Annotated in this window: 12 protein-coding genes; 4 read left to right on the plus strand and 8 right to left on the minus strand. The window is 72.0% G+C overall.

Annotated elements, in window-relative coordinates; all coding sequences use genetic code 11:
- The 5 genes from VA596_RS04475 to VA596_RS04495 all read right to left on the minus strand — a co-directional run bounded on the left by VA596_RS04475 (nt 1) and on the right by VA596_RS04495 (nt 4,109).
- Nucleotides 1-405: a hypothetical protein gene (locus tag VA596_RS04475; protein ID WP_323323884.1), complete on the minus strand. Its 405-nt coding sequence runs from the start codon at nt 403-405 to the stop codon at nt 1-3.
- Nucleotides 402-821 (minus strand): hypothetical protein, encoded by a 420-nt coding sequence (locus VA596_RS04480; RefSeq protein ID WP_323323886.1) that lies wholly within the window; start codon nt 819-821, stop codon nt 402-404. The genes VA596_RS04475 and VA596_RS04480 overlap by 4 nt, the downstream gene beginning before the upstream one ends.
- A gap of 108 nt (nt 822-929) precedes the next feature.
- The gene (locus tag VA596_RS04485) at nt 930-1,979 is read right to left on the minus strand and encodes a sensor histidine kinase (protein WP_323323888.1); all 1,050 of its coding nucleotides are present in this window, start codon (nt 1,977-1,979) and stop codon (nt 930-932) included.
- Nucleotides 1,976-2,677, minus strand: coding sequence for a response regulator transcription factor (locus VA596_RS04490; protein ID WP_323323890.1), 702 nt, complete (start codon nt 2,675-2,677; stop codon nt 1,976-1,978). Before VA596_RS04490 ends, VA596_RS04485 begins: the two co-directional genes overlap by 4 nt.
- 10 nt (nt 2,678-2,687) lie before the next feature.
- Nucleotides 2,688-4,109 (minus strand): hypothetical protein, encoded by a 1,422-nt coding sequence (locus VA596_RS04495; protein WP_323323892.1) that lies wholly within the window; start codon nt 4,107-4,109, stop codon nt 2,688-2,690.
- Nucleotides 4,110-4,279: 170 nt separating this feature from the next.
- Between VA596_RS04495 and VA596_RS04500 the strand changes: the two genes are divergently transcribed.
- Genes VA596_RS04500 through VA596_RS04515 form a run of 4 tightly spaced genes read left to right on the plus strand, consistent with a single transcriptional unit; the run spans nt 4,280 to nt 7,363 of the window.
- Nucleotides 4,280-4,924, plus strand: a complete 645-nt coding sequence (locus tag VA596_RS04500) for a glycosyltransferase family 2 protein (RefSeq protein ID WP_323325643.1) — start codon at nt 4,280-4,282, stop codon at nt 4,922-4,924.
- Nucleotides 4,921-5,604 carry a TIGR04282 family arsenosugar biosynthesis glycosyltransferase gene (locus VA596_RS04505; RefSeq protein WP_323323894.1) on the plus strand — a complete coding sequence of 228 codons (684 nt, stop codon included), beginning with the start codon at nt 4,921-4,923 and terminating at the stop codon, nt 5,602-5,604. The genes VA596_RS04500 and VA596_RS04505 overlap by 4 nt, the downstream gene beginning before the upstream one ends.
- Nucleotides 5,604-6,236 (plus strand): methyltransferase domain-containing protein, encoded by a 633-nt coding sequence (locus VA596_RS04510; protein ID WP_323323896.1) that lies wholly within the window; start codon nt 5,604-5,606, stop codon nt 6,234-6,236. Before VA596_RS04505 ends, VA596_RS04510 begins: the two co-directional genes overlap by 1 nt.
- The gene (locus VA596_RS04515; RefSeq protein WP_323323898.1) at nt 6,233-7,363 is read left to right on the plus strand and encodes a molybdopterin-dependent oxidoreductase; all 1,131 of its coding nucleotides are present in this window, start codon (nt 6,233-6,235) and stop codon (nt 7,361-7,363) included. Before VA596_RS04510 ends, VA596_RS04515 begins: the two co-directional genes overlap by 4 nt.
- A gap of 1,061 nt (nt 7,364-8,424) precedes the next feature.
- Here VA596_RS04515 and VA596_RS04520 read toward each other — a convergent pair.
- The 3 genes from VA596_RS04520 to VA596_RS04530 form a co-directional block, all read right to left on the minus strand.
- Nucleotides 8,425-9,912, minus strand: a complete 1,488-nt coding sequence (locus VA596_RS04520; RefSeq protein WP_323323900.1) for a S1C family serine protease — start codon at nt 9,910-9,912, stop codon at nt 8,425-8,427.
- Nucleotides 9,913-9,984: 72 nt separating this feature from the next.
- Nucleotides 9,985-11,067 carry a galactose-1-phosphate uridylyltransferase gene (galT, locus tag VA596_RS04525; RefSeq protein WP_323323902.1) on the minus strand — a complete coding sequence of 361 codons (1,083 nt, stop codon included), beginning with the start codon at nt 11,065-11,067 and terminating at the stop codon, nt 9,985-9,987.
- Nucleotides 11,064-11,864, minus strand: coding sequence for a DeoR/GlpR family DNA-binding transcription regulator (locus VA596_RS04530; RefSeq protein WP_323323904.1), 801 nt, complete (start codon nt 11,862-11,864; stop codon nt 11,064-11,066). The genes galT and VA596_RS04530 overlap by 4 nt, the downstream gene beginning before the upstream one ends.
- Between the last annotated feature and the right edge of the window lie 144 nt (nt 11,865-12,008).

The raw sequence follows: 12,008 nt of genomic DNA on the forward strand, positions 1-12,008 counted from the left end.
CTAAGGCTTCATCTCGCAGACGCGGTAACCGTCCTGGTACTGGCGGACTTCCCCGTGCTGGCTCGCCGTCTCGCGGCCGCGGGCGGTCCGGGCGGAGCCGGTCATCGTGGTGGCGAACACGTGGTCGCCAGATATGTTGACGACGACGGACTCGACGTCGACGGGGTGGTCGCGCATCAACGCGGTGATCTCCCCCTGCCGGTCCGGGCTCTGCGCAAGGAGGTTGCTCGTCGAGGTGTACAGGCCGCCGCACGACTTGCCGAGCATCCCCCGCAGGTCGCCGTTGTTGCGCAAGGCCACGTAATCGCGCACGGTCTTCTCGACCGCGCCGGGTCCCGGCGCCGCCTGCGCACCGCACGCGGCGAGCACGAGCAGGGCCGGAACCCAGCACAGCGTCCGGATCACGACCAGTCGACGATCGCGCCGAGCACGTTGATCGACTGGAACTTGATCGACTTCATGGCCAGCGAGTTCCCCCACGGCAGCGGGCCGCTGTTCCCGGACGTCCCGGCGCCGAACTCGGTCCACTTCTCCGGGCCCGGGTTGGTGCCCTCCGCGGTGGTGTAGTGCTTGGCGGAGGCGTGGATCGGGCTCGCGTCGGAGCGGGACGTGTAGCTGTAGCTGATTTTCAGGCCGGGCGAACCGGCCAGCCCGCAGCTCGAGTTCGAGACCGCGCCCCAGCCGCCGCCGGGCGGCGCGTAGCCCGTACCACCGCAACCCGCGGCGGTGGGCGGGACGAAAGCGGGTGCGGCCTCCGCGACTCCCGCACTGGACAAGGCCAAGAACGCGCAGAGGGCGACCCCGGTCAGCGTCCGTTTCATGGTTCCTCCCTGGTCAGAGTGGTCCAGCCTCTGACAGGGAGGTGACCAGCCGCGGCGGCCGGGACTCGGATCGAGCGGAACTCCCACCGATGTGGGTGTCACCCGGATCTACGACATCGCGAGCGGCAGGCGAACCTCGAACCGGCAGCCGGGGCCGTGGTTGTGCACGCCGATCTTCCCCCGGTGCGCCTCGACCAGGCCCTTGGCGATGGCCAGGCCGAGCCCGCCGCCGGTGGTCGTCCCGCTGCGCTCGGGCGTGCGGGCCTGGGTGCCGCGGAAGGCGACGTCGAAGACGCGGCCGATCTCGTCGTCCGGGATGCCGCCGCAGGAGTCGTCGACGGCCAGCAGGGCCTCGTCGCCGTCGACGCCGATCTGCACCGCGACCGTCCCGTCCGGCGGGGTGTGGCGGATCGCGTTGGACACCAGGTTCCGCACGATCCGGGCCAGTTCCGGGTCGCTGCCGGAGACGATCGGCCACGTCTCGGCGTTGGCGAGCACCCGCACCCGTTTCCGCTCGGCGACCGGGCTCTGGGCGGCGACGGCGTCGCTGACGACGTCCCGCAGCGGCACCGCGGACATGGTCAGCTCGAGGGCGCCCGCGGTGATCCGCGAGAGCTCGAACAGGTCGCCGACCATCCCGGACAGCCGGGTGGTCTCGCCGCTGATCCGCTGGGCGTAGTCGGCGACCTCGTCGCGTTCGGAGACGACGCCGTCGGCGAGGGCCTCCGCCATCGCCTGGATGCCGGCCAGGGGGCTGCGCAGGTCGTGGCTGATCCAGGCGACCAGCTCGCGCCGGGACGCCTCGGCCGCGCGTTCGCGGTCCCGCGCCTCCCGCTCCCACACACTGCGGCGCGCGATGGCCCGGCCGAGGATGATCGCGGCGGGCACGGTGACCACCCCGACGAGCAGGCAGACCAGCAGCATCGTGGTCAGCGCCGGGGTGAACATGAACCCGCTGACACCCAGCACGCCGACCAGCGTCGCCAGCACCGGGATCAGCACCAGCACGGTCAGGGTGGTGGCCAGCGAACCGCGGCGCAGCACGTAGAGCACCACGCCGCCCAGCACGGCCACCGGGAGCGCGAACAGCAGCGCCAGCGGCAGGATGTGCCAGAGGTGCGCGAGTATCTCGGCGAAGGACTCACCGGGTTCGATCACGGTTGCTCCCGGTCGTAGCGGTAGCCGACGCCCCACACGGTCGCGACCCGGGTCGGCTTGGCCGGTTCGCGCTCGATCTTCTCGCGCAACCGTCGCACGTGGACGGTCACAGTGGACTGGTCGCCGAAGTCCCAGCCCCAGACCTTCTCCAGCAGGTCCGCCCGCGAGTAGGCGACGCCGGGGTGGCCGAGGAAGAACGCCAGCAGGTCGAATTCCCGGGTGGTGAGCGGGAGTTCACGGCCGCCGAGGGTCGCGGTGCGCGCGGTCATCTGCAGCCGCAGGTCGCCGTCCACGAGTTCCGCGGCCGCGGGCTGCGGCCGGGGCATCCGCGCGCGGCGCAGCACGGACGCCACGCGGAGGGCGAGTTCTTTGGGGCTGAAGGGTTTCGTCACGTAGTCGTCGGCCCCGAGCTGGAGACCGGCGATCCGGTTCTCCTCCTCGCCGAGCGCGGTGAGCATGACGATCGGCACCTGGCTGACCTGGCGCAGCCGCTTGCACACCTCGAGGCCGTTGATCCCGGGCATCATGACGTCGAGGACGACCAGGTCGGGCTCGTGGGCGGAGAACTTCGCCAGGCCCTCGGCGCCGTCGCCGGCCATGTCGACGGTGAACCCGGCCACCTCGAGGTAACGGCGCACCACGTCGCGCACGGTCTCGTCGTCGTCGACCACGAGCACGCGCCCGGCCTGATCGTTCATCACGTCTCCCTCACCAGCTCGTCAGCAGCAGATGGTTGACCGCCAGCGCGGTCACCGCCTGCGCGGCCAGCCACCACCGGCGGCCCGGCCGGGGCAGCAACGCCGTCATCGGCAGCAGCCACACCCCGAACGGTAGCCAGATCCGCTCGACCTCCGCCTTCGACAGCCCGGAAACGTCGGCGAACAGGATGGTGACCAGCGCGGCGACGCCGATGAGCACGATCGGCTCGGCGAACACCGCTTTCCGTGGCTTCGGCAGGAACGACACCCCACGGCGGGCGGCCGCGACCACGGCGGGGCCTGCCGCGATCGCGACGGCGGCCAGGTCGGCCCACACCCAGTAGGAGTACGGCCGCAGCGTCGCGATGCCCTGGTAGTAGCGCGCGACGACCAGGTGGTAGCCCTCGAGCCACCAGAAGCCGGCCAGCGCGAAGGCCGCCACAACAGCGAGCGCGCCGACGACGGCGAGCGCCGCGGCGCGCCACTGGCGGCCGAGCACGGCGACGGCCAGCGCGACCAGGCCGAGCAGGACCAGGCCGTAGGACAGGAAGATGCCGAAGCCGAGCAGCAGCCCGGCGGCGAGGCCGGCCGGGATCGCGTACCGCCGCCGGCGCGTGAACCCGGTGGCGGACAGCGCGAGCAGCGCGATGCCGGTGGCGGTCACCCCGGCGAACAGGCCGTCCGCCGAGACGCCGATCCACACCGCGCCCGGCGACAGAACGGCGAAGGGCAGCACCACGCGGGCCGCGTCGGGACGGCCCAGCAGCGCGACCGTGGCGGGCACGGCCACCGCGACCAGGCTGCCGACGAGCACCACGGCCGTCGACGCCCAGGCGCCGCCGTGGAGGCCGAGGCGGTCCAGCCAGACGAACACGAGCGTGGCGCCCGGCGGGTGGCCGGAGACGTGGGTCGTCCAGGAGTTCGGCTGGAAGTCGAGGATCCGGGAGGAGAACTCGCGCAGCATCCGCGGGATGTCGGTGATGCCGGGCACCTCGTGGAGGTACTCCTGGAGCGTCGTGAGCCGCCCGGTGAAGCCGCGGGTCCAGCCGTCGACCATGGCGAGCGAGAAGATCCAGGCGAGCGAGGCCAGGTACCCGGCGGCGAGCGCGCGTCGCCACGGCAGGCGGGCGGCCAGCGTCGGCCCCCAGAGCACCACCGCGACCGCGATCACGACGGCGTAGACCGTGCCCGGTCCGACGTGCGGCAGAGGCAACGCGAACAACGGTGGTGCGGAGGCGTAGATGACCACGCCGGAGTTCGGGCGGTTGTAGTAGAGGCCGACCGCGGCGGTCGCGGCGACGAGCACCACGGCCGCCGCGACGGCGAGGAGATCGGCCCGGCGGGCGCGTCGCTCGGGTCGATCGGGTGCCGGGTCTGCGGGTTCGCGGGCAGGCGGCTCGGCGAGCCTGGCTGCCGAATTCGGCTCGCTCATCGCCGTCCACCTTAGGGCTGCTTGCCGGGTTCCACGGCCTGGCGGCGGCAGCCGTAACGAGCCGGTAAGAACTCGTCACCCGGTTGGTCAATGTCATGATTTGGTAAGCGGCACAATGCTTTCCCACTGTCCACGGTAGACCTACGGTCAGCGGCGTGACTGACTTGGAAGTGGACGTGGTCCTCCCCTGTCTCGACGAGGCGGGCGCCTTGCCCGGAGTGCTCGCGGCTCTGCCACCGCGCTATCGCGCGATCGTGGTCGACAACGGCTCCGCCGACGGCTCGCCCGAAGTGGCCGCCGCGCTCGGCGCGAAGGTGATCCACGAGCCGCGTCGCGGGTACGGCGCCGCCGTGCACACCGGCCTGGAGGCCGCGACCGCCGACATCGTGTGCTTCGCCGACGCCGACGGCTCCCTGGACCTGGCCGACCTGCCGCGGCTGGTGGCCGCGGTCGTGGACGGCGCCGACCTGGCCGTCGGACGCCGGGTGCCGACCGGCCCCGGGGTCTGGCCGTGGCACGCGCGGGCCGGCAACGTCGTGCTGTCCCTGCTCCTGCGCACCCGCGGACTGCCGGTGCGGGACATCGCGCCGCTGCGCGCCGCGGACCGGCGGGCGCTGCTCGGCCTCGGCGTCACGGATCGCGCGTTCGGTTATCCCCTCGAGCTGCTGATCAAGGCGCAGCGCGCCGGGTGGCGGGTCCGCGAGTTCGACGTCCGCTACGGCGAGCGGGCCAAGGGCACGAAGTCGAAGGTGTCCGGTTCGGTGCGGGGCACGCTGCGCGCGGTCCGCGACTTCGGGCGGGTGCTGGCGCGATGACGGCCCGGTTCGTGCTGCTGGTCGTGGCCAAGGCACCGGTGCCGGGGTTCGCCAAGACCCGGCTCTGCCCGCCCGCGACACCGGCCCAGGCGGCGGAGATCGCCGCGGCCGCCCTGCTCGACACGCTCGACGCCGTGTGCGCGGTGCCCGGCGCCGCGCCGGTCGTCGCGATGACCGGCGACCTCGGCGCCGCCACGCGGGGTGCCGAGATCGGCCTCGCGCTGCGCCGTGCGACCGTGATCCCGCAACGCGGCTGGGACTTCGGCACCCGGCTGGCCAACGCGCACGCGGACGCCGCGGCCGTGCACGCGGGATTGCCGATCCTCCAGATCGGTATGGACACCCCGCAGGTCACGCCGGGTTCGCTGGCCGCGGCGATCGCGCCGATCGTGCGGCACGGCCACGACTCGGTGCTCGGCCCGGCCGCGGACGGCGGCTGGTGGGCCCTGGGGCTCGCCGACCCGCGTCGCGCCCAGGTCCTCGCGGGCGTCCCGATGTCCCGCGACGACACCGGCGCGCGCACGCTGCGCGCCCTCGTCGCCTGCGGCCTGGAGCCGTGGCAGGCGGCCGAACTGTCCGATGTGGACACCATGACCGACGCCCGCGGGGTGGCGCTCGACTGCCCGGACGGCCGGTTCGCCCGCGCCGTCGCGGCGGTCCGCGGCCGGGCGGTGGCGTGATGACGGCGCCGGCGAGCACCGGGAACGAGTTCGACCACGGCCTGCTCGGCCACCGCTGCTGGCTCGAACTGCCGAACGGCGAGCGGATCGAGCTGCCGGTCGAGCGCTGGGGCCAGGCGTCCGACGGCGACGACGTGCTGCTCGACGCCTGCACCGGCCCGACCCTCGACATCGGCTGCGGCCCGGGCCGGCTCACCGCCGCGCTGGCCGAACGCGGCGTCGTCGCGCTGGGCGTCGACAGCTCCCACACGGCGGTCCGGCTGACCCGCCGCCGCGGCGGGAGTGCGTTGCACCGCAACGTCTTCGACCACATACCCGGCGAAGGCCGCTGGCGGCACGTCCTGCTGGCCGACGGCAACATCGGCATCGGCGGCGACCCCACGGTGTTGCTGCGCCGTGCAGCCGAACTGATCGCCGCGGACGGCGACGTCCTGGTCGAATTGGACCCGCCTGGCGGGGGCCTGCGGCACGAGCGCGTCCGGCTGCGGCCCGGCCACGCCGACGTCGCGTGGTTCACCTGGGCCTGGGTCGGCGCGGACGCCATCGCCGAGGTCGCGAACCGGGCCGGGCTGCACGTCGACCGCACCACCCAGCACGGCCACCGCTGGTTCGCCCGGTTGGAGAAGCCGTGAAACTGCCGATCCCCGACGAGAAACAGTTCAAAACGGCGGCGCACAACGAGCGCGTGACGTCGAAGATCGGGCTGGCGCTGGCCGTCACGTTCACGACGTGCTTCGTGACGGGCCTGATCAGCCACCTGATCCAGCACCCGCCGGAGTGGTTCTTCTGGCCGAGCCGGCCGGCCGGGCTCTACCGGGTCACGCAGGGGCTGCACGTGATCTCCGGGGTGGCGTCGATCCCGTTGCTGCTGGCGAAACTGTGGAGCGTCTACCCGAAGCTGTTCGGCCGTCCGCTGGTCCGCTCGCTGCCGCACGCCCTGGAACGCCTGTCGATCCTGGTGCTGTCGGGCTCGGCGTTCTTCGAGCTGACGACCGGGCTGCTGAACGTCGCGCAGAACTATCCGTGGACGTTCTACTTCCCGCAGATCCACTACGCGGTCGCGTGGCTGGCGATCGGGTCGATCCTGGTGCACGTCGCGGTCAAGCTGCCTGTCATCCGCCGCGCGCTGAGCCGGGTCGGCGGCGAGGCCGAGGAGCGTCCGGCCACCGGACTGTCGCGGCGCGGCTTCCTCCGCACCACGGGCCTGGCGACCGGGGTGGCGGTCGTCGCGACGGCCGGGGCCACGGTTCCCTTCCTGCGCGGCGTTTCCGGGCTCGCGTGGAAGACGGGCAAGGGCACGCAGGGCCTGCCGGTGAACCGCACCGCGGTGGCCGCGGGCGTCACGCAGACCGCGCGAGCGGCGACTTGGCGGCTCTCGGTGGTGACCCCGCGCGGCACCACGGCGTTCTCCCTCGACGAGCTGCGCGCCCTGCCGCAGACGACCGCCGAGCTGCCGATCGCGTGCGTCGAGGGGTGGAGCCAGTCGGCGACCTGGCGCGGGATCTCCTTGCCGACACTGCTGAAAGCCACCGGCTCACAACCGGGCACGGCGGTACGAGTGTCCTCTTTGGAGCGTTCCGGGCTGTACGGCGTCAGCGTGCTCCCGGGTGAGCACACCGCCGACGACCTGACCCTGCTCGCCCTGGAGCTGAACGGCGACGTCCTCGACATCGACCACGGCTTCCCCTGCCGGATCATCGCGCCGAACCGGCCCGGGGTGCTGCAGACGAAGTGGGTCACGAAACTGGAGGCGCTGTGAAGATCGCCCGTGCGCTCTTGGCTTTGCCGGGCCTCGCCGCCCTGGCGTGGGGCGTGGTCCTGTTCGCCGAATACGCGCTGCCATTGCGCCCGGACGTGTTCGGCACGGTCGGCTGGCTGGTGGGCGGCCCGATCCTCAACGACGCCCTGATCGCCCCACTGACAGCCCTGCTGGGCATCACCCTGGCCCGAGTCCTACCCGCCCTGTGGAAAACCCCGGTAGTCACCGGCGTAGTCCTCACCGGTGTCCTGGCAATCCTGGCGTTCCCGCTCCTCTGGCGCCCGTACGGCACGGCCCCCATGCCCGGCCTCCACGACGGCAACCCAGCGCTGGGCCTCACCCTGACGCTGGCCGCAGTCTGGCTGGCAGTAATCCTCACCGCCCTACGCCACCGCCTCATCCCCCGCCACCGCCCAAGCACACGTGTCGACCCCCCAATCACGCGTGCCGACCCTCCAGACACACGCGATGCCCCTCCAATCACGCGAGAAGCCTCCCCAATCACGCGAGATGCCCCACCGGACACACAAGCCGACCCTCCGAGCAAACGTGTCGACCCCCCAATCACGCGTGCCGCCCCTCCAGACACACGCGATGCCCTTCCAGACACGCGCGATGCCTCTCCCATCACGCGAGATGCCCCACCGGCCACACAAGCCGACCCTCCTGGCACACGAGTCGACCCTCCAATCACGAGAGCCGGCCTTCCAGATACACGTGTCGACGTTCCAATCACGCGTGCCGACCCTCCAGACACGCGCGATGCCCCTCCAATCACACGCGATGCCCCCTCAGTCACGCGCGATGCCCCTCCAATCACACGCGATGCCCCCTCAGTCACGCGCGATGCCCCTCCAATCACACGCGATGCCCCCTCAGTCACGCGCGATGCCCCGCCAGACACGCGAGAAGCCCGTCCGAAGGCCCCGTAAATGCGGCCACGCGCGACCGGCATCGAAATCCGGTCGCGCGTGGCCTTGTGGGTCCGGCCCCGAAAGCTACGGGGGTCGAGCCGAAGTTGGTCTCGGCCGCCGCCGAGGCGGCCGAGCGTCTGGAATGGATCAGTTGGGGGTGACGGGCTGCCCGCCGAGGGTCACCTCGACCGTGCGGCCACCCTGCAGGGTGAACGTGGCCTTCTCGTCCGGCGCCCGGGTTCGGATCGCGGCGACGAGGGTGTCGGACGAGTCGATGTTGCGGTCGTCGATCTTCGTCACGATGTCGCCCGACTTCAGGCCGGCTTTCTCCGCCGGGCTGCCCGCGGTGATGGCACCGAGCTCGGCACCGCCCTGCGGGGCGTCCTTGACCTGCGCGCCGATGTAGGTCTGCACGGCCTGGCCGGTCTTGATGATCGTGTCCGCCGTGCGGCGGGCCTGGTCGATCGGGATGGCGAAGCCGATGCCGACGTTGCCGCCCTCGGACGCGCCCTGCCCCTGGCCACCCTGCCCGGACTGCGGGCTGTAGATCGCCGAGTTGATGCCGATGACCTGGCCCGACATGTTCGCCAGCGGACCGCCCGAGTTGCCCGGGTTGATCGCGGCGTCCGTCTGGACGGCGTCCATCACGGTCGTCTGGTCACCGGTGCTGCCGCCCGCCCGCACCGGCCGGTGCAGCGAGCTGACGATGCCCGAGGTGACCGTGCCGGCCAGCTCGAACGGCGAACCGATGGCGACGACGGACTGGCCGACGCGCAGGTCGTCGGACCGGCCGATCTCGACCGGGGTCAGGTTGCCGACGCCGTCGACCTTGACCACCGCGATGTCGGTGGTCGGGTCGCGGCCGACGACCTTGGCGGCGGCCTTCCTGCCGTCCTGGAACACGGCCTGGATCTGCCCGCCACCCGCGGCGACCTCGACGACGTGGTTGTTGGTCAGGATGTAGCCGTCGGTGCTGATGACGAACCCGGAGCCCTCGCCGGCCCCCTGCTGCCCGCTGACCTGCAGCTCGACGACGCTCGGCGACAGCTTCTGCGCGACCGACTCGACCGACCCGGCCGGCGCGTTGCCGGTCTGCTGGGCCGGCTTCGGCGCGTCCAGCGCGTTGCTCGCCGGGCCCGACGTCCCGCCCGTGAGGTACCCGACCGCACCGCCGGCGATACCGCCGACCAGCAGCGCGACCAGCGCGACACCGGCGAGCAGCTTGCCGCCGGAGCGCTTCTTCTCCGGGGCCGGCGGCGCAGTGTTGTAGATCGACGTGCCGGGCTGCGCGTACGGGTTCGGCGGCGGGTAGACGCTCTGCTGGGCCTGCCCGTGCGGCGGCGTCTGCGCACTTTGCGCGGACCAGGGGTTCGCGTTCGGCGCCGCGTAGGACGGATCGGCCCCCGTGACCGCGTGGTAGGACGGCTCCGCGTAGTGCGGCGTGCCGGACGCGGGCGACGAGACGCCCTGGTCACCATAAGGTCCGGCGCCGTGCGAGCTACCGGACGCGGTGGCGCCCTGCTCGCCGTACGGACTCCCGGCCCAACCGCCCTGAGCGGCCTCCTGGCCGGGCTGGGCGTCCGCGGAGGGCCGCGGGGTCGCGGGGTCGTGCGCGGTGGGGTCGTTCTCGGTCATGTCATCACCTTGCGGGACGGTCCTGAGAGGTTCCTGAGCCGAACCTGTGCATCGGAGATGAGTATGGCCGGGTCACCCCGCCGCGCGGAGCCGTTCCGCGATTTGCTCCGGTGTCGCGTCGTTCACCCAGACCGCCATGCCCGATTCGGACCCCGCCAGGTACTTCAGCTTGTCCTTCGCGCGCAGCACGGAGAACAGCTCCAGGTGGAGCCAGCCGAGGTCGCGGTCCTGGCGCACCGGCGCCTGGTGCCACGCCGCGATGTAGGGCAGCGGCCGGTCGTACAGCGCGTCGCAGCGGCGCAGGACGTCCAGGTAGACGTCGGCGAAGTCGTCGCGCTCGGCGTCGGTCAGCTCCGGGATGTCCGGAACCTGCCGGTGCGGCACGATCTGTACCTGGACCGGCCAGCGTGCCGCCGGCGGCACGAACGCCGTCCAGTGCTCGCCGGAGGCCACCACGCGCGCGCCGGACTTGCGTTCGGCGGCCAGCACGTCGCCGAGCACCGCGCGCCCGTGTTCGGCCTGGTACGCACGGGCGACGTCGAGCATCCGGGCGGTCTTCGGCGTGACGAACGGGTACCCGTAGATCTGCCCGTGCGGGTGGGACAGCGTGACGCCGATCTCCTCACCGCGGTTCTCGAACGGGAAGACCTGCTCCACACCGGGCACTTCGGACAGCCCGGCGGTGCGGTCGGCCCAGGCGTCGACCACGGCCCGCACCTGCTTCGGCGTCAAGCCGGCGAAGGAACCGTCGTGGTTGCTGGTGAAGCAGACGACCTCGCAGCGGCCCCGGCCGGGCGCGGTCGGCACCAGTCCCAGACCATCCACAGTAGACGGCTCGCCGACGACGTCCTCGGCGAAGGAGGGAAAGCGGTTCTCGAACACGACGACGTCGTAGTCGCTTTCGGGGATCTCACTCGGTTTTCCGGGCTTGCTCGGGCACAGCGGGCACAAGTCGGCAGGCGGCTTGTACGTGCGCGTCTGCCGGTGCGCGGCCATCGCGACCCACTCGTGGGTCAGCGGGTCGAGCCGGATCTCCGACGCGGCCGAAACCGGCGGCAGGTCGCGGGTGTCCTCGGCGACGCGCTCGGGCGCGCCGGGCTGGTCGAAGTAGATGATCTCCCGGCCATCGGCCAGGTGCCGTGACGTGCGCTTCACGCTTCTTCAGCCTCGACCGTCTCCGCCGTCTCGGCGATCATGAGTTCCCCTGCCCTTTCGGCAAGTATTTCCTTGGCCTCGTCGGAAATCCCGTCGTCGGTGACGACGACGTCGGCCTCGTCCAGGTCGGCGATCGTCGAGATGCCGACGGTGCCCCACTTGGTGTGGTCGGCGAGCACGATCAGCTTGCGCCCGGCTTCGACCAGCGCGCGGTCGGTCTCGCTCTCGGTCAGGTTCGGCGTCGTGAAGCCCGGCCCGTCGGACATCCCGTGCACCCCGAGGAAGACGAGGTCGAGGTGCAGCGACCGCAGGCTGTGCACGGCGACCGGCCCGACCAGCGCGTCCGACGGCGTCCGCACCCCGCCGGTGAGCACGACCGTGCGGTCCGGCTGCGTCGACCCGCGGAGCACGTCGGCGACCTGGATCGAGTTGGTCACGATGGTGAGGCCGGGAATCGCGTCGAGCGCCCGCGCGAGCGTCCACGTGGTGGTACCGGCGGAGATGCCGATCGCGGTGCCGGGCCGGACCAGCGTCGCGGCGAGCTCGGCGATCGCGTCCTTCTGTGCGCGCTGGCGCACGGACTTGGCCTCGAAGCCGGGCTCGTCGGTGCTCTTGCCGACGATCGAAGTGGCGCCGCCGTAGACCTTCTCGACGAGCCCGCGGCCGGCCAGGACGTCCAGGTCGCGGCGCACGGTCATATCGGACACGCCCAGCCTGGTCACGAGGTCACTGACCCGGACCGCACCGGTCCGGCGTGCCTCTTCCAGGATCACCGCCTGTCGCTGACGCGCCAGCACCGTTCACTCCGTCCCGAGTCGCTCCCCAACCACACAAAATCCTACACGATTCAACACGGTACCTGGTGCGGAGATCCGGGTGAACTTCGAAAGACCAGGTCACAGCCGGACGGAGACGAGCGCAACCCACCACCGTCCGGCGAC

The organism is Amycolatopsis heterodermiae, from assembly GCF_034929455.1.
Lineage (GTDB): Bacteria > Actinomycetota > Actinomycetes > Mycobacteriales > Pseudonocardiaceae > Amycolatopsis > Amycolatopsis heterodermiae.